Source organism: Paenibacillus sp. MMS18-CY102, from assembly GCF_009789195.1.
Taxonomy (GTDB): Bacteria; Bacillota; Bacilli; order Paenibacillales; family Paenibacillaceae; genus Paenibacillus_T.
On the sequence record NZ_WSTC01000051.1, the window covers coordinates 1 to 21802 of the forward strand.

Below are 21802 nucleotides of genomic sequence, written 5' to 3' on the forward strand. Positions count from 1 at the left end.
TTCGCCGTTTTGCAACCCTTATTTCACAATTCTGGCCACCTGAGCTTGCTATGTCTTGGTGGCCGGTTTATTCAAGCATAGATTCTCACACTTGCCAGTTAATCTCGTGAACTGCATAAGTCCTGTCATTATATAGGAGACCAGAAACGTTTGCAGCCATTGTACCGCTTGAATCGTTCGCTCAAAAAATGTCAAACCAATACCTGCAACAATCACCAATGCTGGAATTACTGCTATTAAACAGTAATACCTTAGCCTACTCATAATAAATTCAATATCCAACAGTTGATTAGAAGCTACCAGATAAGAGTATGTTAAAGGCAGTAATAATAAAAATGAACCTGCGACGCCTGGACCAATAATCAGATTACCAAAAACCATTATTGGAAATACTACAAATAATATTAAAGGCATAAACGCCCCTATATTTCCAATCATCATGTACTTCAATAGAGCACGATGTGACGTATTTCGATATCGGATATACATTCGAGCTTGAATTAGAATAGCAAATATCATCCCAGCACTAAAAAAAATAAATACAACTTTTGATGAACTTCCTGGTTTTTGAAGAATCGAAATAACGTTAAATGCTTGAGCAAAAATTATTAAGCACCAAGAAGACATAATGACATACCACATGTATACAGCTTTACGGTTAACAACATAAATTCCTGCCCTGCTAAAATAATCATGTAAGAAGTGAATAAAAAAAGCAGGGGCAAGAGTAATTGAAAGTTTCATCACTATTCCAGCAAACCTGTCTGCTCTAGCATTTCCACCGGCAGCCAAAAATCCGATTGCTATAGCCAAAAGAAATAAAATTAATAGAAGCGCAGCACGATCATTTGGCTTCTTGTATATGATAAAAGACGAAAAAGTAAACAATAATATAAATAATACCATTGGCATAACCGTCTGATTAAAAGATATTGGTTGGGTATACGGATTAGAAAAATCAAATTGCATCAACGTACCATTACGATCAACGCTAATGCTTTTTGCGCTAAATATTCCTTGATCCCTTGCCAGCCTATTACTATCAGGTGACTTATGATCAATATTCATTATTATATCTCCAACTTCGATCCCTTCAGCAGCTGCCCATGATTCTGGGTCAATATCTTTGACCATCCATCTATCAGATTCTAGCTTTAAATTTATACCCATATAGGGTAGAGTAAACTGTAGGATAGTAAGCCATCCAACCAACATCAGCGTAAAAAACATCACTATCCACAGCCCGTATTTTCTGCTGGACATACAATCAAGGCTCCTTAAAACAAGTTTAGCCGGCACGTGTAGAACACGTTGCCGGCTTTTATTTTTTATTCCTTAATAACCCAACCACCAAGTGGATAAACGATACCCGTCCTTAGGACTCTGTTGTGGTCCACACATAATATCAATTATGACCTGGCGTTCGGTTGCGCTTACACCTGCAGGCACAAGATGACCTTGAAGAAATTGGCTCATCATTTCTGGGCTTTGTTTAAGTTGTGCGATCACGTTTTTAATCATCGTGACTACCACCTTTTTTTTTTATTTATCTTGGTTGTTGTAAGCCTATTCACACTATATCACGGCTCAGGACGAACACGCATCGTAATCTACACTGACAAATGCCACATACGTATTGCGTGTAGTATTGCGGTACTATATATACCCACCGTATATACTCCCCCTTGCATCTCTGTTCAACATTATTAAGGCGCTCGTCCCACAAAAAATGATTCTTATTTCGTAAAGGAACACAGCTCACCCTTCCAAAATTTGTCGACAAGCTGCTGATTAATCCCGTGTTTCCCATCATCCTGCTTTTGATTTGCATAAAGAAAGCGTACTCAACCCTATCACAGCTAAACAAATCATCGACCACTTCGTTCTTTTGCTCTAGTAGCCTGTCCTGTAAAATTCCTCAGTAATAGTAACTTCGTACGAACGCCCTCAATCCTGTTCTACTGTAAGCACTATGCCTTCGTCAGGCAGATTCCTCTCCACTGCCTCGGAACTCAGCACCTTCAGCATCCCCAAGTGGAATAATAATTTCGATTTCCAGACCTTGTCCGAGTGCGGTACGGAAATAGGTTTCGCCCTCTAAGCCCGATACCCGCTCCCGAATGCCTGACAACCCCATATGCTCAAATGAGGTCTGCAACCGTTCCATCTCCATCCCGACGCCATTGTCCTTGTAACGATAGTAGATTTGCCGTTTGTGATAATGCAACATTAGCTCGACACGCGTTGCCTTCGAATGCTTCATTCCGTTACGCAGCAGCTCTTGTGTAATTCGGTAGAGCGCCAGTACATGCTCATCGCCCATCTCTACTCGAAATGCCTGATGATTAAATGAAATCGTATAATTGGCATTCAACTGTGCATGCGAACATAAATTTTCAATCGCTTCGATGACGCCCATTTCCTTCAAGAACGGAGGGCGTAACTCATTACAAGTCTCACGAATCTGATGGACAACATCCAATAACCCTTCACTAATTCCCTCTAACTCTGTGCGTATTGCCGTTGGCAGTTGCTTGTCATCATGAGAAATTGCTTCCAGCTTCCGATACCATAGTAACTGATCTTGAAGAGCTGAATCATGTAGGTCACTTGCGAGCTTCCGACGCTCCTTCTCTGACAACTGGAACAATAAGCGCAGTACCCACGGCGGTGGCTCCTCTCCCTGTTTAGTATCAAGATCATGAACGAGCCCTTCGATTAACTGAAGGTTCTGATAAACAAAGCCAACGTGCGTAATAACCGTTCGCAACCATACCCTCTCATCATGATTGTACTCCATATGATTTGCCTTATCATCAATCCATACAAATTGCTGCATGCCTCGACCGAGACCAATCATATAACAGTACCCTCTAGACAATTTTATCGCATCTCCAACACTCAAACGTACAGGCAAACTGTCATGAATCTCAGGCAACAATGACTCGAGCGATTCGACCCCTTTTCTCGATTTTAGCGTAACTATATTGCCCTCAATTTGGCGTTCAATAAACCCAATTGAATGAATTGGCAGCAGTCCTAACAATTCATTGGCCAAGCACTGCTCAAGCTCCGATACTTTCATAACATTCGTAACCCTTCGCGGGAAGCTTTCTATGCTTTGCTCAAATTCATGTAGCCCCTTTACCACTTTATTGCGTAAATTACGATCAAGCATTTCCTTAGCATATAAGAATAAAACAATAGCTACGTAGGCAACTAGAAACGTTTGCACCCATTGAACCGCTTGAATCTCCCGATCATAAAACATCAGACCAATACCTACCACAATCGCTAAAGTAGGCAATAATGCTATGATGTAAAAATAACGGAGCCTACTCATAATAAAATCAATGTCCAGCAATTGATTAGAAGCCACTAAATAAGAGTAGGTTAGCGGCAAAAACGACAGAAATGCGCCAGCAACGCCTGGATTGATGATCAGCCTCCTAAATATAAGTGCTGGAATTATAATAAGTGATATTAACGGCATAAAAGCCCCAATATTTCCAATCATCATATACTTCAACAATGCATGATGTGGGGTGTTCCGATAACGAATATACATTCGAACCTGTATAATGGAGGCAAATATCATTCCGCTACAAAACATAGAAAACAACGGTATTGTTGTACTCCCAGGTTTTTCAAATATTAAAACCAAATTTAAATCATCAACCAAAAAAACAACACTCAATGCTGTCGTTATGAAATACCAAATATAGACCGCTTTGCAGTTAACGACGTAAATCCCTGCTCTACTGAAATAATTATGCAAAAAATGGATAAAAACGGCAGAAGCTAACGTTATCGTGAGCTCCTCTATCGTTTGAGCAACTCGATCTCCTCTTGAGGCGCCACCTGTAGCTAAATAACCAATCGCCACAAACATTAGAAACAATGTCAATAGAATTGCAGCACGATCATCTGGTTTCTTGTAAAGGATAAAAGAAGAAAAGGAAAATAATACAATAAATAAGGATAGTGGGATCACCAATTGATTCATCGATATGGGTTGAGTATATGGATTGGAAAAATTAAACTGCAGCAGTGTCCCGTTCCGATTCACATCCATGCTTTTTATACTGTCAATATCTCTTTCTCGAGACAATCTCTCGATATCTGGCGGTCTATGATCGACCGCAACTAATATATCGCCAACTTTAACCCCTTCGCTTGCCGCCCAAGAATCATCGTATATCTGTGATACAATCCATTTATCTGATTCTACTTTTAGCTCAATCGCCATATATGGAAGACTAATCACCTTAATAGTAAGGCAAACTGCCAACAATAGCATCATTAGCATCCCTAGCCAAATCCCGTACTTTTTTCTAACCATACATTCAATGCTCCTCAAAACAAGTTAGCCGGCTACGTGATGTTCACGTTGCCGGCTTCATGTTATCATCTATTCTTAATAAGGTTTGAGCAGAATGATAATGTTTTTAATCATCATAACTCCACCTTTTTTTAGTCATCTTGGTTGCTATAAGCCTTTTTTACTATATCATGAGCAGGACAAGCTTGTATCCGAATATATATTGCGTGATACCGCAACCGTATTGCGTGGATTATTGCAACACTATATACACTACCGCCTCCTCACTGCGCAAAGGCACGCAGCTTTTCCTTCCACACTTCATCGACAGGCAGTTGGTTAATGCCAGCTTCTGCCTCGTACTGCTTCAGCTTAGCGTGAATAAGCCCATATTCCACGCTGCCGCAGCCGTTGACATAATCCATAATTTCGTGCTTGCGCTCCAGCAGCTTATCCTGTGAAATCTCGCCATCGTAGTAGCTTCGGACGAGGGCCGCTTCTTCTGATTGCTGCTCCAGTACGTATTGAATCGGCAGTGTCTGCTTGCGGGCTAACAAATCATTGCGTGTATCCCACCTTTGCATGCCCTCCACATCGTTACGCAATTGCGCTGCTCCCCCCATTGCCCTTCCGTAAGCACCGATCAGCTCGGCATGCTCATCAGTCGCAAGTGCCGCTCCTACAAGACAAGCAGCAGCTACTAGCGAACCCGACTTATCCTCGATCATTTGCAAACACTCTTCTTCCGTCATCGGTTCATTCCGAAGATCGGTATGCTGCCCATTCACCGCACGGAGCACGCCTTGATTCAGATAGGTGGCCGCCATCATTTTGCGATCAGTAGGCCCAGATGCTGTGAGAACCAAATCCAAGGACAGCGATTGTAAACCGATCGCAACATTCAAGGCGATAGCGGGATCAATTTGCGACCACGGCACCTTATTATTATCTTTATCTTGTAAGTCATCATAAATATCCAAAGCGAGAATCATCAGCTCTACAGCAGCAGCGCCTGTATCCGCCAATTGTTCATCACCGCCGAACATGCGGCAGTGCAGTGATGCAATGTCACCGAAGATGCCACCCTCTGACTGCTTATATGCAATAAACTGTTCCGCAAGCTGACGAAGCTCAGGTTCATATAGTGCCCCCGTCCCCGCCATACGTAATTTAGCAGCAATCGTTGCATACACAGTAGACATAATTGCAGCCCTCCTCTATCAATTTCTCGTTACTAATGTACTACATTTCGAGATGTATAGGGAAATCCCTTCCAGAAACAGCTGCGGTTCACAATTGAAATGCCATAAAAAATGACACAAAAAAACTTCCTTGGCCTGTTACAGCAAAGGAAGTTTTCAGTATGAAAAGCTAGAGGCTAAATTATTCCACTACCGCGATGCTAAGCTCACACAAACGTTGAGCGACTCTTGCAAGATAATATTCATAAGCTGGCGTCATGCCGAGCCGATTATTCATCATATGAATGTGGGACCAAGCGATTGAACGCATTGCCTCAAGTTGGTCTTCCGCTGTCTTAGCTGGTTGTCCCGTATAAGGAACGAGCAGCTTGCCCATCATTGCAAGATCCTCTAGGCGCGCATGTGCATCGCCAACCATCATTGACCAAGCTTCCAGCACCTCATCTTGAGGCACCTCAGATCCAACTAACGATGACATCGAGATCCGGCCGGCTAATGTCCTTGCTTCTTCCATTGCCTGCAGATCATATTGCATCTTGCCTTCCTTCGTATTCAAGAACACACTCCAATAATCGGCGTATGCGGCGAAGAACGAAGACAATTCATCACGCGTCACGCCAAAACGTGCAGCCGTAATAACCATCATGCTAACGGCAGGCACCATTCTTCTAGAGCGGCTGTTGAGAGAACGGCTAATAATGATTGCTGCTGTCTCGCTGGAGCGTTGGAACAGCTTCTCACTAATTGGCATTGCTGTGACGCCGCCATATCTAGCAAACTCAGGCTCATATTCTAGTTCGACGACAGGCGCAAGATCATACTCCAGCGCTGCCGAAGCTTCCCGTACGGAGAAAGGCGTAACGTTATCCTTCCATTCATCGTCTTCGTGCTCTTGTACCATAATTGGCATGCTCTTGAGGAATCGTTCACCGGCTGACCTAATTCGACGCATGGCCGTTTCCGTTGGCCGGAATAACCGCAATCGCAAATGTGCACCTCCACCAGAGTAGCGTGTGTAAAACCAGCTGAGAACCTCGCCCTTCTCATGCATTCTCATAACGATAAGAAGCAGCTTCTCTACTAATACATGCTCTTGGAGCTTAGTTCCTCGGCAAAACAAATGCAGCGCCTTCCAGCCATCATACCGAACGTTTGTCATCCGTCATCCCTCTTCTCTTCTTAGGCATTCTGTCATTATACAGATCGTTTCTATCAAGATCCCCTCGACCACAAAACAACGATCATCTTTCACTATTAGCATCATACTAGATAATGCGATTAGTTCTCACCGACTATCCATACCGCAATTACCACAATTGTGTTGCGTGATGCCTTACCGCTTCCCGTCATTCATATGCGGTACTGTTGCTTTACCCCATGCGATACACACAACAATCCCCGCCACTACGGCATTCTAAGGCAACTAATATGTGATTATGCTCTTTACAAGAACAAAATAAGTACCGCAAAACACGCAATGTTGTTCCTCCGCAGAAAACATTTCGCCTCAATTCATATGACGAAAATACGCGAGCTTCCTGTCGAAATACGCCAAAAAAAAACGAGGGCCTTTGTAGAAGGCCCCCGTCTGATTTGCCATGACTATTCACTTATTAATAGGAATTGCCGCCAGGCTTTTGTTGATTGCTTTGGTCTGGCTGAATCCCTTGTTGGTTTCCATATTGTCCCGGTTGTGGTTTCGTTGGCTCCGGTTGTTGCTGTGGTTGTTGCTCTGGTTGCTGTTGTGGTTGCTGCTGCTCAGGCTGTTGCTGCTGCTCAGGCTGTTGCTGTTGCGGCTCTTGCTGCTGGCCTTCGCCAGTGCCTTGTCCGCCGCCTTGACCTTGACCCTCGCCAGTGCCTTGGCTGCCGCCTTGGCCTTGGCCCTCGCCAGTACCTTGGCTGCCGCCTTGGCCTTGACCCTCGCCAGTACCTTGGCCGCCGCCAAATCCTTTGCCGCCTCCTGCACCTTGGCCGCCGCCGAACCCTTTGCCGCCTCCTGCACCTTGGCCGCCGCCGAACCCTTTACCGCCTCCTGCGCCCTGGCCACCGCCAATGCCTTTGGCGCCGCCAATGTTGCTGCCGCGCAGCTTGCCGGTCGTTTTCAGCTTGGAGTACGAATAAGTGATCGATTTAAGTGTCCGTGCATCTACGGCGCCTGTTACAGGCAAACCGTGTTTTTTCTGAAAATATTTGACCCCGCGCACGGTTGCATCGTCATACTTGCCATTATTAGGTCCTGCGTAGCTGCCAAGTGACTTGAGCATTCCCTGAATGACATACACGTCTGGACCATGCGCCGGCTTCCCTACAGCCAAGCTTGTGTCAGGGAGGCAGAGCATGAGCATGACGGCAAGCACCACCGCGCCAAAGCATCTTCCAATCCAACTTATATTTCGTCTCTCAGGGCGCGGTTGCACCCATTCATTCTGGTCCTGCATTGTAATCAGACACCTTCCTTTGGTTGCATTTATTGTATTGCCGCTCTTACTATTCCCAACTTGCCCTATACCTTGCATAGGATTTATAAACAAAAAAGCCTTTCCCGTCACGCAACTGACCGTGCATGTAGGAAAGACTATTCTCAATTATTTAGCATGCTGTTTCAGCCAACTCAGCATATCATCAATCGTCCGCACCGGAACGATATTCAGATGCGGTGCACCAAGCACGGCTTCCCCCGCTTCACTTGCTGGAACGAAAAACACCTCGGCATCCGTCCGATTGACCGCATACGCCTTCTGCCTGACTCCGCCTACTGGCCCTACGCTGCCATCTGGCTCAATCGTCCCCGTCCCCGCTACTCGCCAGCCGTGGGTTACGCCGCTTGGGGTTAGCTGGTCGATGATTGTGAGCGTGAGCATTGCCCCATGGGACGGGCCGCCGATATGCGCCAACGGGCGCTCAAAATGAACATTTCGCGGAATATCATAACGGTATGCTGTTTGCACCGAGATGCCGAATACAGCCCGCTTCTTCGTGCTGTCCTGCTCATTTTCAACGCTGCTTGTTGGCGCTGCAACCGATAGTTGTTGCCCAATACGATTAATCGTAACTTGAACCGTTGAGCCCGGCTTCACCGCCGCCATCGCTTTATTCAGCGCTTCGATGCCTAAGACGGGTGTACCATCAATTCCCGTAACAATGTCTCCAGCCTTCAGTACGCCTCGCGCAGCGCCTTCTGCGGAGACCGCAATGATGGTAACGCCTTCTGCCACAGCCCCTTGGCCCAAGCCAAGCTTACCCATAGCAATGGCGGCAGCGACCGATTCTGCCTCCGTTTTCATCGCTACGACCTCTGCATAAGCTTCACGCAGCGGCGGCTCATTAGGCGGCACAGGGTTGAGCTCATAGATCGGCAGCATACGGGCGAACAGCCAGTCCGCCGGGAATGCCCTACGTTCGAAAACAAGCACGCCGCGCAGCTGGCCATGATCCTTGCCTCCCTCAGTTTGCGCATAGTGGTTCATATTCATCGTTAGCCCCGGATAGGTAACGTTATAAGATGTCGGAAGCGCAAAAGCGGCAAGCAGCAGCAATTGTATAGCCAGTGCAATTGCGCTTTTGAAAGGAAACCTATACCTGCGCCCAGCACCGCCTAGTTCAATTATGAATAGGTCCAATATAATGAAGAGCCATGCGATTGCCAACAGCCCAATATTAATGGTGAGATTGCGCGGCGCTAGCAGCACGAAAACGATCGCTAGCATGCTCCCAGCAGCAGCACAGGCACGTGGCAAGAGCCTAACAACGCCCCTAGCTCCCCTGCGCCGCTCTCTCACAGCAATCCTCTCGTTACGCCAAGCTTGCCATGCTCCAACAAGCCATATCAGCGGAATAAGCGCCAGCGCATAAAGCAAACCATCTATGGTTTCCAGCCACGTCAAGCCGCCCGGCCAACGAAACGGATCAGGCACCCAGATCAGCTCAGCCGCCGCAATATAGCCAATGGAGAGCAGCATGCCGGCAACGTACCAGCTCCATGCCTGTTTTTGCTTACGCATGCCCGGTCCCCCTTTTTTTGATGAACAGTTTGTCTAATTATACCACCGAACACCGAATTCAATGAATGCCATAGAAACCAAAAAGCCCGCAAGGGCTCACTTCCTCAAAGTGTCCGCTTACGGGCATCCGTTTATTGTCCTTATGCTGCCCAACCAAGTCAATTGCCGTTGCTCCGCTCAGAAGTAATCCACACCAATCCCATGGCCATCAGTGCAGCACCGCCCATCTGGAGCACTGTAATCTGTTCATCGAAAAATAAATAGCCAGCCGCTACCGCCGTTGCAGGCACGACATACCGGAAGAAATTAGACCGTGCTGCACCAACTCGCAACATCGCTGCATTCCATACGAAGACAGCCGCTACCGTGCATAACAATACATTATATAGGATAGCCGAGTAGTCCCCAGCCCCGAGGCTGGACCAATCCACCTCTCCCCATGAGCCAAACGTAAGCGGCAGCATGAACAAAGCGCCGAACGCAATGAACCATGCGCTGACGCGCAGCGGAGAATACTTCTGCATGAGCGGCATGCACGCCAGATTGAATAACGCACCGAGCAAGCTGACTCCGAACGCCAGCAGATTGCCGATCATATGGCTAGAGGAGAAATTCAGCCCCTCTTCACCGCCGACAATGATGAAGAATACGCCCGCCATCGCTACAAAGCCGCCAATTGCCAGCCGCCTCGTTAGCGATTCTTTGGTAAATAAGGGGGCGAACAAGGCTGCGAATATCGGCCATGGCGCTACGTTCAATAATGAAGCGTTCGCAAGCGTCGTATATTTAATCGAATACATGACTGCATTCTCAAGCACCGTGATGCCGACAAACCCGATTATCGCGAGCTGTAGAGCGACACGTACCGGGACCCCGATACTGCCTTCCTTCCAATAAAGCAATCCGAAGAATATGGGGACCGCAAGCCCGAATCGCAAAAAAGCAAAAAGAATCGGATCGAAGGTTTCCATTACCAATCGGGATACGCCAAAATTGGCTCCCCATATCGCGGCTACAGCCACGAGCCCTACATAAGCCCAGCTTTTATTCTTATTCGCCATCGGCCGCTACCAACCTATTCTTATTCAATATGTAATCGAACCCATCATACCCTCGTCCCTAAAGGTTGTAAAGTATAGGCAAGTTCGATATAGTAGTTCAAAAGAACTCTAATTCTACTAACAAAGGATTGTGAACGACGACAATGGGTAGTATAGGCTTTAATCTGTTTATGGTAGCCGTATTAATTGTATTGACCGCTTTTTTCGTAGCAACGGAGTTTGCGATAATCCGGCTTCGTTCCAGCCGTGTCGATCAATTGGTATCGGAAGGCCGCTCCAACGCTTTATCCGTTCAGCGGGTGATAAGCAACCTAGATGGTTACTTATCTGCATGTCAGCTTGGCATTACGATTACGGCACTGGGCCTCGGCTGGCTCGGGGAACCGACCGTAGAGAGGCTGCTGCTCCCCCTGTTCGAAGCATGGAATGTGAACAGTGAAGCCGGACATCTGTTATCTTTCCTTCTCGCTTTCGTTACCGTAACGTTCCTGCACGTCGTAGTTGGCGAGCTGGCACCGAAAACGTGGGCGATCCAGAAGGCTGAATTTATCAGCTTCGCCGTTGCACGGCCGATTATTATATTCCACAAGGTCATGTACCCGTTTATCTGGCTCCTGAATGGATCCGCTAACGCACTTATTCGCCTCTTCGGCCTTAAACCGGTCAAGGAGCATGAAGAAGCGCACAGTGAAGAAGAAATTCAGATTATTTTGAATGACAGCTTTCAGAGTGGCAAAATCAACAATACCGAGTACGGCTATGTGAGCCGCATTTTCGCATTTGACGAGATGCTGGCCAAAGAGATCATGGTGCCGCGCACCGATATGATCTGCTTGTTCATCGACAAGCCGCTCGCGGACAATATGGCGATCATTCGCCAAGAGCAATATACCCGCTTCCCGATTGCGCAGGACAGCAAGGACCAAATCATTGGCATGATCAATACGAAGCAGCTTTTCCTTCAGTTGCAGGATGACGTTCCGTTTAACTTTGAACAGCTGGTCCGCCCTGTTATGACTGTTCCGGAAGTTATGCCCGTTAAGACGCTGCTCAAGCGGATGCAACTGGAACGCATGCATATTGCGATCCTCATGGACGAGTACGGCGGCACGTCGGGCATGATTACGATTGAGGACATTCTAGAAATCATTGTCGGCGAGATTCGGGATGAATTCGATGCCGATGAGCGCAAAGATATCGAGAAGCTAGCGGATAATTGTTACTTGCTCGACGGCAAAGTTTCGTTAGACGAGCTCGGCAACTTGATCGGCGAGGACCTCGGCCATGAAGAGGTCGATACGATCGGCGGTTGGCTGTACAATGAGATTCAAGAACCGAAGCCGAACAAAGAATTCCGATACAACCATCTGCAATTCATTATTCGTGAAGTAAGCAAACACCGGATACGGAAAGTAGAACTCATTATCCATAATGACCAGGAGCAATCGGAAGAGGTTGCTGTTGTAAGTTAACGAAAAGGGCCCTTGCGTTTCCGATAAGGAATCGTTCAAGGGCCTTTCTTTTGCTTATTCCAAAATAGCTTCGCTTACCGCTTCAACAGCTTGCGGTACTCGCCATAGCCTTCTTCCTCTAGACGGTCGATCGGCACGAACCGCAAGGCTGCCGAATTAATGCAATAGCGGAGCCCGCCTGCTTGCGGCGGCCCGTCCTCGAATACATGTCCCAGATGCGAATCCGCCACCTGGCTGCGCACCTCGGTACGGACCATGCCATGCGTCACATCGAGATGCTCCGTTACGCCCGAGCCCTGAAGCGGCTTCGTGAAGGAAGGCCAGCCGCAGCCCGAGTCATATTTGTCATACGAGCTGAACAGCGGTTCGCCAGAGACAATATCGACGTAGATGCCCTCTCCCTTATGGTCGTGGAATTCGTTGCGGAACGGCGGCTCTGTCGCATTGTTCTGCGTAACCTCGTACTGGATCGGCGTCAGCCTGCTGCGCAAGCTCTGCTCATCCTCGCGATGTTTCCAGTGCTGGGTGATGAACGCGTCACGACCGGAGCCTTTGCGATACATTTTGTACCTTAGCGGTTGTTTCTTATGGTAATCCTGATGATAATCCTCTGCCGGATAGAACACAGATGCTGGCTCAATCGCCGTCGCTACCGGACGGTCGAATCGCCCGCTTGCGTCCAGCTCCCGCTTCGACTCCTCAGCTAATTGTTGCTGTTGTTCGTTATGGTAGAAGATAGCCGGGCGATAGGAATCCCCGCGATCATGGAATTGCCCGCCGCCGTCAGTCGGATCGATCTGCCGCCAGAATATATCAAGCAGCTTCGCATAAGGGAACTGCTCGGGATCAAATGTAATCTGGATCGCCTCCGTATGCCCAGTGCCTCCGCGGCACACTTCCTCATACGTCGGATTAACGGTCGTTCCCCCTGTGTAGCCTGATACGACGCTGATAATGCCTGGCATCTCCTCGAATGGCGAGACCATGCACCAGAAGCATCCGCCAGCGAAGGTCGCCAGCTCGATACGCTGTTCACTCATTGTTGAAGCTCCTCTCCGTTTTTCGTTGCTTCGATTATACTCCAATGGTTGGGCGGGAACAAATCGATAGGCAACGAGGCATGCCACTGCGACGTCAATTGTTACGATTTCCTGCCAATTCGCGAACTGAGCCGTCGCTGACGCTATTTTTTGTTACAATATATGAAGCTATCGAAAGAAGAGGTGTACGCATCAAAATGGAAGCTCCTTTGCAATCCCTATCCGCCCCAAGATCCGATCGCGCCCCGCGCAGACGGAACAGCCGCCGTGCTTTTCTCATTTTCGTCTTTATTTGGCTAATGCTCATTGCCGCTGGCCTTACGGGGGCCAAGCTGTATTCCGACCATATGCAAGCAACGGTAACGGCTGACGTAAGCCAGCAGACCAAAGCCCAGCTCACGCAGATGCAGCAAGATTATGACGGCCGCCTGAAGAAGCTGGAAGAAAGCTACAAGAGCGAGATCGCTGCCTTGCAGAGCAAGATTGATGCACTCAACGAGCTGCTCACCTTTACCAAAGACAACGCTAACGCCAAGACCGACAACAGCAACAAGCTGTATACGCAGCTCAATGACGTGAAGAAACAGCTCGATGCCCTGAAGAAAAATTTGGACGTGTTAAAATGAACATGCCCGTCAAGCTGTTAAACCGTTCGATGCTGCTCGCCAGCGCACCGTTTCTTGGCATACTCATCTGGCTGCTGGTGACGCAGCTTATCATCACCATTCCGAATGAGAAGCCTACGGCTACTGGTATGCCGGATACCGGAACCGCTACAGCGACGAAGACGGCTGCGAAGGGGCTTGATGACGCGTCCCATCTTGCTGCCACTACCCAAGCTTCCATCAAGAAGCAGATTCATCTGTACGAGCAGACGAACGCCAATATCCAGTTGATCGTTTCCACGGTATCTACACAGGTCCAGCGTCCACTGCTCGTCTATGACCGCCGAATTACAGGCAAACTAGGCTACACCACACGGACAATCCAGTCCAGCAAGCTTCGGGCGCAGTTATTCACAATATCGGCGCAGAACTTCAGCGGCTATGCCTTGAAAGTAAAGCTTGGCGACAAGGATGCGATGCGAATGGTGCTCGGGCATGACAAGTTCGGTGGCTCCGAGACGACACTAGCCGCTGTAAAGCGTTATAACGCCGTTGCAGGCGTGAACGCAGGCGGCTTCGCCGACGGCCGAGGCAAGCGTTACCCGCTCAGTACGACCGTGCTGGACGGCCAATACGTCAATGGCTTTGACCCGACGCATGCCGACCTGTTCTTCGTCGGCCTCAACGAGGACAACAAGCTGATCGGCGGCAGCTTCTCCAATAAGGACCAGCTCGATCGATTAAAACCGAAATTCGGCGCTTCCTTCGTACCCATCTTGCTTCAAAATGGCCGGCCAGTGCCGATTCCGCTCAAATGGCAGACTAGCCCGAAACGTGCGCCACGTACAGCCATCGCAAGCTACAAGGACGACCAGCTCTTGTTCCTCGTCATCGACGGGTACAGCGAGTCAGGCAGCTCCGGCGCTACGCTGGAAGAGCTGCAAATTCTGCTCACTCGCTTCGGCGCCGTCAACGCCTACAATCTCGACGGCGGAGGATCATCGTCGCTTATCTTTAACGGCAGCGTAGTGAACCGGCCTTCCGATGGGCAATTGAGGCCGTTGCCGACGCACTTTTTATTTTTCGATTAATTCATCTTTTGGTGGATCAACAACAAAAGAGAGGATACCCGCCCTTTAACAGGCTGGTATCCTCTCTTGCGTTTGTTGCTATTTAATCTTAGTGGTTGATCATCATCGTCATTTCTGGCTTTTCCGAACCCTCGCCGGAGTCGCCCTCTTGGCGTTTCGGACGGCTCAGCAAGAAGCCGAATAGAATGCCCGCAGCGCCGATGTAGATCAGCACGGAGAACATATCGCCGAACGATTTGGACATGAGTGCAGAAGGGTCATTACCGTAAGTAGGTGCATAATGCTCAATGCGATTCGCCAGAATCGTCGTCAGAATTGCGATAGCGAACGATGTTACGACCTGTTGAAGCGCCGCTGTCAATGAAGTTACGCGGCCAACGAGGTTTGCTGGTGCTGATTGAATGATGTGCGTGTTAAGCGGCATCATCGACAAGCCCATGCCTGCGCCGAGCAGTGCAAATGGCAGGATATAACCATATTTGGTCGTATCCGTCGTCACTTGGGACAGCAGGAATGCTGCTAAGGTCACGATAACCAAACCGCCGATAACCGGAACGCGTGCGCCCAGTTTATCGTACAGCTTGCCGCCAATTGGCATGCAGACTGCGGATGCAAGCGCCATAGGCAGCATAATAACGCCTGTTTCGAATGCGCCATAATTTTTTGCTTGGATTAGGAAGAGCGGAATCATGAACATCGTGCCGAACAACGCAATTTGCGATACCCATTGTACGATAATGCCTTTAGTGAAGTTGCCGGAACGGAATACGCGAAGCTCCAGAAGCGGCTGCTTGCGGTTCAGCTCTACAATGATAAAGATAATAAGTGCAACGCCGCCTACAATGATGCCTGTCAGCGTTTTTGCAGACGTCCAAGAGTTGCCGCCTTCACTTACGCCATAAGCGAGTGCCGAGAATGCGATTGGCCCGAAGATCATGCCGAGCGTATCGAGCGTTGGCACTTGTTGGCGGCTGATAGCCGGAAGCGTCTTAATGCCGATCAATACAGCTACAACACCGATCGGAAGGTTAATCAGGAAGATCCAGTGCCAAGTAGCATTTTCAATCAACCAACCGCCAATTACAGGGCCAAGTGCAGGTGCGAGCAACATCGGGATACCGATCATGCCCATGACTGCCCCTACTTTGCCCGGAGGCGCCAAACGATACGTAAACGCCATCGCAATCGGGGCAACCATGCCGCCGCCGAGGCCTTGAATAACGCGATAAGCGATTAGTTGCTCAATAGAACCAGCCATAGCGCACAAGCCAGAACCGAGTGTGAACAATACAACAGAGATCAAGAAAATATTTTTAGCGCCAAAACGGTCGGACAGCCACCCCGCCAACGGAATAACAGCTGCTTGGGACAGTGCGTATCCAATAACGGACCATTGAACAACGTTCAACGTCCTGCCAAAATCCTCCTGCAGCCTCGGCAGTGCGACGTTCATCGCCGTACCGTCAAGGATAACCATGAACATACCAACAATAATAGCAAGCAGCGGTGCGATAATGTGGCTCATCGACTGCTGGTCCTTACTTAACGTTTCACTTGACATAACTTTCCTCTCCACTCCTTTTTCCTCTATTTCTGAAATTGACCTGCCGCCTTGATCGCGTTACAATGAAAACAGACTTCTGAAAGCGATTTTCACAAATAACCACAATTGAAGCGGACAATTGTCCGTCAGACATTACTACTGAATAATATCGGACAATTGTCCGTTTGTCAATTCTCCATGCAAAGTATTAACAAAGGATTCAAGAAAGAAGGGAGGCCGGATATTGGCAACGCCCAAACGAAAAGATGCGCAGCAGCTCACTGAACTAATCTTGGACACCGCACGGGAGTTGTTCACGGAGCATGGCGTGGATGCAGTAAGCATGCATCAGATCGCCAAGACCGCCGGGGTCGGACAAGCAACCCTTTATCGGCGCTATACACAGAAGGCCGATTTATGCTTAGAACTGATGGACGATCATTTTAACCGGTTTAAGAACGATGTGGTCTTGCTTCTCGAACAGCTGGAGCAGTCCGAGGAATCAACCCATACACGCCTTAAAGCGCTCGTGCGCCGGCTCGTTCAGTTTTCTAATGATGAGTCTGCGTTGCTACATGCGATTCATGCGACGATCACCCCACTGAATTGTATTGAGAACGAGAAGAAGTCCTTCTTTCAGTATCCCCCTTATGTTTTCCTGCATGGGACATTATCAACCCTGCTGAAGGAAGCATTGGATAGCGGCCAAACGGTTCCATTCGATCCTGCTTTTAACGCGCATATTCTCATTACCGCTTTAGCGCCTCATACGCTTCAGCATTTGCATCAAGAGTATGGCTACACGACCGACCAAATTGTCGAGAAGCTTTGCATGGCTTTAATTAACCCACTCTTCAAATCATAAGTCTCGGACCGGCATTTCGGCATGCCGCCCGAGGCTTTTTGCCACGATTTACCAGTTACTGAAAACGCTTTATTTCGACAAAGGCAGGCCTTCTGCCCTCCGTCTGTGGATTCATTGACGCTTGTCCGGCCACATCCGATAATGGAATAGGTAGATCCAACCATTTCCAGAGGAGTGATTTCATGTCCGGTAAAATTCTTATCCTGACAGGCGATGCTGCTGAAGTACTTGAGGTATACTATCCATATTACCGTATGCTTGAGGAAGGCTATGAAACGGATATTGCTGCACCGCAGAAAAAAATTCTTAACACCGTCTGTCATGACTTTGTTGATGATTGGGCTACTTATACCGAAAAGCCGGCACACCGCCTTGCGGCGAACATCGCTTTCGCTGATGTAGATCCTTCTGCTTACGCTGGCATCATTATTCCTGGCGGCCGCGCACCAGAATTTATTCGTAACGACGCCGATTTGCCGCGCATTATCCGGCACTTCCTAGAGGAAGACAAACCAGTTGGCGTTATCTGCCACGGCGCTCAAGTGTTCCTCGCACTGAAAGACAATACGCTCTTCCAAGGCCGTACGATTACTGGTTATAACGCAAGCCGTCTCGAAGTCGAATCGCTCGGGGCTACATATGCCGAAGAAACTCTGCATGTCGATGGCAATATTATTTCCGGGCATGCATGGCCGGACTTGCCAGGCTTCACGCGGGAGTTCCTCCGCGCGATCCGCCGCAGCGAAGGAGCTTCAGCGCAAGCTGCAGGCTCATCTTCTTCCTCAATCGGCTAATCGGATAGATAGACAAAAAGCTGTACGAAAAGCCATTGCCAATTGGCTTTTTGTACAGCTTTTTCATTTGTTTTAACTGTGGCTGCTTAAAACATATCCTGTGTTACTCCCAGATCAGGTTATGTTTGCACGCATGATGCATTCCGACCATTCGCCCATATAGAGTAGCTTTTTCTACTCTATTCACACTCCAGCGCGCTAGCAGGTAGCCTTCAGCCAAAAGGGAGCAGCACTCCGTTGAGCGCTGCCCCCTCCTTTTTCACATCAAATCAAGCTCCTGCTTCCTAGGATACCTCAATCACGACCGACTTAATCTTCACTGGCGTAACCGGTACGCTTAACTCCCCTGTTCCGCTCGCTTTAACCTTGACCTTGCTGATTGCATGCACAACATCAAGCCCCTCGACAATCTTGCCGAAAATCGTGTAGTTCGGATTATCGTTCAACAGTTCGCTGTCGGTACCCGTACATACGAAAAATTGGCTGCCATTCGTATTCGGGCCAGCATTCGCCATCGCAACAATGCCGTCCTTATACGTATATCCATTATACAATTCATCTTTAAATGTATAACCTGGACCGCCCGCTCCCGTCCCTGTCGGGTCCCCAGATTGAATGACGAAGTTTTCCAGAACGCGATGGAAAATCACATTATCATAATAACCGTCCTTCGACAGCGTGACAAAATTATTTACCGTAAGTGGAGCATCCTTCGCGAACAATTGGATCGTGAACGCCCCAAGCGTTGTTGTCACCTTCGCCTTGTATGACTTAGACGTATTAATCGCCATCGCCGGCATTTTCGCATAGGTTTTGCCTACCCGGATCGTCGCTCTATCCGCATCATAAGTAACCGGCTTGCCAATCGATTCACTAACAAAACGCAAGGGTACATATGTCGTCCCTTTGTACATGAAAGCCCCGTCACCTGTTGGTTTCTTCTCCACGCCATCGAATAGGAACGTAAGTTTCTTGAATTCTACCGTTATTGTCCCAGTCGCCGCATATGCGGTCGCCGCGCAGAGCATTACGCCTACAAGCAAGCCAATAACAAGCCCCTGCAACCGATGTTTCACTGCATTCTCCCTCATCTCATCCGCCAAAGTTCGCATCAATTCGACACGACCTTAGTCAGATTCGACAACGACGCAATTAGTACCTGCTGCTATAGCTACATTCATTCTGCATGCATGCTCAAACTTTTAGCATAGGACGTTCCCTCCGGTGCATACATCATAACGTTTAAGCCTCGCGGAGACCGGAGGCTTGTGTAAACTAACGAATATGAACCTAGAATAGGGGGGCTTGCTGCTTGCTCCGTCCAAACCGGGAAATTATTATCGTGGTCGTACCTGCGTTCATCATTCGTGAATTTATTGCGGTAGACCTCGTCGGCAGCACGGCTTTATATTACGGCGTGAAGCTTATGCTTAAGAAACTTCTGTATACGGACGCAATCGCCATGATTAGCAGCATCCTACTTCCCATTTTGTACAAAAAAATCGCCCGCCGCCTAGCAGCCCGCCCGCTTAGCCCACTGGGTTAATGCGAACGGTCGCTTGCTTGCCGCTTACTTGAATGCCCGTTGCTTTGGTGCCAACGGGTTTCAAATCTATGGCGAGGCGCTCCAACAGCTCTTTCGCCGGCACCTGCTCCTGCTTGCCCTTCAGGCGCACCACCAGCAGAACCGGATTGCCTGCGGCTAGCAGTTTCTCGGCCTGCCGCCGCTTCGTATCATAATCATGCTCTTCAATATTCGCAGACAGCCGAAGCTCCTTCTCCTTGGCGGGCTGGTCTTGCAGGCGTTCCCCCCGCTTCTGCTGCGACAGTTCCCGCTTGGCATCACTGCGGCCAACTAGCTTGCATGGCGGTGGGCTGCTCATCAGCGACGTGCATACTAGCGAAACCCCATATTCCTTCGCCATACGTAAAGCTTCTTCTCTTGATACGACACCTAAGTCCTCACCATTGATGCCTGTTAGCAAAACTTCGGATGCTTTGATTTGTTCATTCATGATCAGCATGGATTCGCCCCCTGTTCACACATCTATCCTTAAGGAATGATCTAGTGAATCTTTTGTTCTACAGCCAATTTTAACGATGACCATCCGTGTTTTTCTTGGCCTTTACTAAACTTCACCCGCAATGAAATTTGAGACTTGCTACCGTCCCAAGCAAGAGTCGGGCTCGAGGAATGGGTTTCTACTTTTATCTCGCCTGACACCGGTTGCCGTTCATGAATATAGGCTTTTTCCTCGTTGTACACGGTCGTTATGACAAGCGGTTTCCCAAGAAGGTTTTCGATTCCTTGGCGAAGCAGTTCTTGGGCTGCATTTTGAAGCAACTCGCCTAATTTGTCCGAAACGATTTTCAAACATTGTGTATGGGTGCTTTCGCCTGCTTTAAATTGCTCTTCCGCTAACGAAACAACATTTTTCAGCTGATCGCTAACCACTTTTTCAAGCGGGAAGAAGGTAACCAGAATCTTGCCGATTCCTGGATTTTTAAGCGTAACTTTTTTGTTATCACTAATTGCCTTTAAGGAAAGGTTTTCGGTAATCAGTGTGTTGCGGTGGCGTATATTCAGCTGCAAGTCAGAGGTGTCCAATTTATCTGCTACGTAGCTCTCCGGCACGAGTTGGATGCTCTCTAGCGTAAATTCATTATATTTAGCATTCATCATCCCTATAATTGTATCAACTGTCGGAACAGCGGATGCTTTCAGCTTTTCGATTTCTTCAGGCTTAACCAACGGCGCGTAGCTTTCGAGCATTTTTAAGCAATATTCGGAGTCGACCTGAATCGTATCAGGGAACTTCCTTAGCAATTCAAGATAAACGAGTGCCTCGTTACATTTTCCGATCGCGTTTGATTTGTTATCTTTATCTACAGGCAAAATGTTATTTAATATTTTACTAGCGATTTTTAACGTTTTTAAATTTTGGGATCGAATGCCTTCGTCAAATTTGACAAGATTGTCAATCTGTTTATGGCTTATAGCAAGTTTAACCGACGACAATGGATCAGATTCAAATTTGAACCTTAGCCGCAAGCAAGCTGAGCCACATAAAATGCTGACCGTGTTGCCGCCGCTCTTAAACACTTTAATATCTTTGAATAATAGCCCAACCGTAGGATCAGGCTTTTCCACCCTTATCGTACCATTGGGATAAAGGCGCGTTACGATATTAAAATCATCCACCATAAGCATCGTCTTATAGGCGTTTTCAATAAGCTTGGGATTAGAGTTGCAGAAGTCCTGCAATAGGTTAAAACAGTTCTCCCTTAGGCTAAAAAGGAAACGGTCACGAATTTCATTCAAATCTTCATCATCAAATTTCCAATCGGAATCAGGGTGTAACTGCTTTAAATCCCCCCTGCTTGTTTCAGTAGTTGGGATGCCTGTTTTGTATTCATACAAATCAGCCAAGTATTGATTGTATTCCTTTTCCATTGGCTCATTAAATTTCGCTTGAAGGCTCTCATCGAGAAAATATTTGGATATAAAGGACTTTGCCCCAACGTTTTTCGGTTGAATGTCGCTATTCCCTTTAACTGTAAACAAATTAACTTTAATCTCTTTGCCTGTGTTTAGATATAACGTTAAATCACTTTGCGAATCCGCGTTGTTAAAATCGAATTTTGAACGCACTGACCCAATATTCTTGTACTCCCCAAGTATAAACTCGGCAGTCTTTACAGCTGCCGGCTGTCCACTTGGTTCATCTCCTCTTACATAACTTTCTATAGCATTTTTCACATGAATCACATGATTATTGCCCTGTTTCTTATGCTCAACCATTATGT

The 21802-nt window shown here is 47.9% G+C and carries 19 protein-coding genes; 6 read left to right on the top strand and 13 right to left on the bottom strand.

Annotation, left to right across the window (positions count from 1 at the left end):
* Positions 1 to 48: 48 nt before the first annotated feature.
* The 8 genes from GON22_RS24095 to GON22_RS24130 form a co-directional block, all read right to left on the bottom strand.
* On the bottom strand, positions 49 to 1263 hold the full coding sequence (locus tag GON22_RS24095; RefSeq protein ID WP_202113485.1) for a hypothetical protein: 1215 nt from the start codon (positions 1261 to 1263) through the stop codon (positions 49 to 51).
* A 72-nt stretch (positions 1264 to 1335) separates the two neighbouring features.
* Entirely contained in the window at positions 1336 to 1521 is a 186-nt protein-coding gene (gene comX / locus GON22_RS24100) for a competence pheromone ComX (protein WP_160398642.1), read from the bottom strand.
* A gap of 460 nt (positions 1522 to 1981) precedes the next feature.
* Complete coding sequence (locus GON22_RS24105) at positions 1982 to 4342, bottom strand: ATP-binding protein (protein WP_160398643.1); 2361 nt, start codon at positions 4340 to 4342, stop codon at positions 1982 to 1984.
* Between the two features lie 263 nt (positions 4343 to 4605).
* Complete coding sequence (locus GON22_RS24110) at positions 4606 to 5523, bottom strand: polyprenyl synthetase family protein (RefSeq protein WP_160398644.1); 918 nt, start codon at positions 5521 to 5523, stop codon at positions 4606 to 4608.
* Positions 5524 to 5704: 181 nt separating this feature from the next.
* A complete protein-coding gene (locus GON22_RS24115; protein WP_160398645.1) occupies positions 5705 to 6682 on the bottom strand; it encodes a thiopeptide-type bacteriocin biosynthesis protein in 978 nt (325 codons plus the stop codon).
* A gap of 454 nt (positions 6683 to 7136) precedes the next feature.
* Positions 7137 to 7961, bottom strand: a complete 825-nt coding sequence (locus tag GON22_RS24120) for a peptidoglycan-binding domain-containing protein (protein WP_160398646.1) — start codon at positions 7959 to 7961, stop codon at positions 7137 to 7139.
* Positions 7962 to 8108: 147 nt separating this feature from the next.
* Entirely contained in the window at positions 8109 to 9524 is a 1416-nt protein-coding gene (locus GON22_RS24125) for a PDZ domain-containing protein (RefSeq protein WP_160398647.1), read from the bottom strand.
* A 158-nt stretch (positions 9525 to 9682) separates the two neighbouring features.
* Positions 9683 to 10585: a DMT family transporter gene (locus GON22_RS24130; protein ID WP_160398648.1), complete on the bottom strand. Its 903-nt coding sequence runs from the start codon at positions 10583 to 10585 to the stop codon at positions 9683 to 9685.
* Positions 10586 to 10728: 143 nt separating this feature from the next.
* On the opposite strand from GON22_RS24130, the gene GON22_RS24135 reads away from it, so the two are divergent.
* Positions 10729 to 12057 (top strand): hemolysin family protein, encoded by a 1329-nt coding sequence (locus tag GON22_RS24135; RefSeq protein WP_160398649.1) that lies wholly within the window; start codon positions 10729 to 10731, stop codon positions 12055 to 12057.
* Positions 12058 to 12131: 74 nt separating this feature from the next.
* Here GON22_RS24135 and msrA read toward each other — a convergent pair whose 3' ends face one another.
* Positions 12132 to 13097 (bottom strand): peptide-methionine (S)-S-oxide reductase MsrA, encoded by a 966-nt coding sequence (msrA, locus tag GON22_RS24140; protein ID WP_160398650.1) that lies wholly within the window; start codon positions 13095 to 13097, stop codon positions 12132 to 12134.
* Between the two features lie 197 nt (positions 13098 to 13294).
* On the opposite strand from msrA, the gene GON22_RS24145 reads away from it, so the two are divergent.
* Together GON22_RS24145 and GON22_RS24150 are read left to right on the top strand one after the other, a co-directional pair.
* Positions 13295 to 13723 (top strand): hypothetical protein, encoded by a 429-nt coding sequence (locus tag GON22_RS24145; protein WP_160398651.1) that lies wholly within the window; start codon positions 13295 to 13297, stop codon positions 13721 to 13723.
* A complete protein-coding gene (locus GON22_RS24150) occupies positions 13720 to 14793 on the top strand; it encodes a phosphodiester glycosidase family protein (protein WP_160398652.1) in 1074 nt (357 codons plus the stop codon). Before GON22_RS24145 ends, GON22_RS24150 begins: the two co-directional genes overlap by 4 nt.
* An 88-nt stretch (positions 14794 to 14881) precedes the next feature.
* Here GON22_RS24150 and GON22_RS24155 read toward each other — a convergent pair whose 3' ends face one another.
* Positions 14882 to 16354: a DHA2 family efflux MFS transporter permease subunit gene (locus GON22_RS24155; RefSeq protein WP_160398653.1), complete on the bottom strand. Its 1473-nt coding sequence runs from the start codon at positions 16352 to 16354 to the stop codon at positions 14882 to 14884.
* Positions 16355 to 16580: 226 nt separating this feature from the next.
* Here GON22_RS24155 and GON22_RS24160 point away from each other — a divergent pair, with 226 nt between their 5' ends.
* Positions 16581 to 17201: a TetR/AcrR family transcriptional regulator gene (locus GON22_RS24160; RefSeq protein ID WP_160398654.1), complete on the top strand. Its 621-nt coding sequence runs from the start codon at positions 16581 to 16583 to the stop codon at positions 17199 to 17201.
* 182 nt (positions 17202 to 17383) lie between these two features.
* The gene (locus tag GON22_RS24165; protein ID WP_160398655.1) at positions 17384 to 17995 is read left to right on the top strand and encodes a DJ-1/PfpI family protein; all 612 of its coding nucleotides are present in this window, start codon (positions 17384 to 17386) and stop codon (positions 17993 to 17995) included.
* Between the two features lie 284 nt (positions 17996 to 18279).
* Here GON22_RS24165 and GON22_RS24170 read toward each other — a convergent pair whose 3' ends face one another.
* Entirely contained in the window at positions 18280 to 19107 is an 828-nt protein-coding gene (locus tag GON22_RS24170) for a peptidylprolyl isomerase (RefSeq protein ID WP_237179328.1), read from the bottom strand.
* A gap of 200 nt (positions 19108 to 19307) precedes the next feature.
* Here GON22_RS24170 and GON22_RS24175 point away from each other — a divergent pair, with 200 nt between their 5' ends.
* The gene (locus GON22_RS24175) at positions 19308 to 19541 is read left to right on the top strand and encodes a hypothetical protein (RefSeq protein ID WP_160398656.1); all 234 of its coding nucleotides are present in this window, start codon (positions 19308 to 19310) and stop codon (positions 19539 to 19541) included.
* On the opposite strand, the gene infC is transcribed toward GON22_RS24175, so the two are convergent.
* On the bottom strand, positions 19525 to 20019 hold the full coding sequence (infC, locus tag GON22_RS24180; protein WP_160398657.1) for a translation initiation factor IF-3: 495 nt from the start codon (positions 20017 to 20019) through the stop codon (positions 19525 to 19527). The genes GON22_RS24175 and infC overlap by 17 nt on opposite strands.
* A gap of 41 nt (positions 20020 to 20060) precedes the next feature.
* The gene (locus GON22_RS24185) at positions 20061 to 21797 is read right to left on the bottom strand and encodes a hypothetical protein (protein ID WP_160398658.1); all 1737 of its coding nucleotides are present in this window, start codon (positions 21795 to 21797) and stop codon (positions 20061 to 20063) included.
* Between the last annotated feature and the right edge of the window lie 5 nt (positions 21798 to 21802).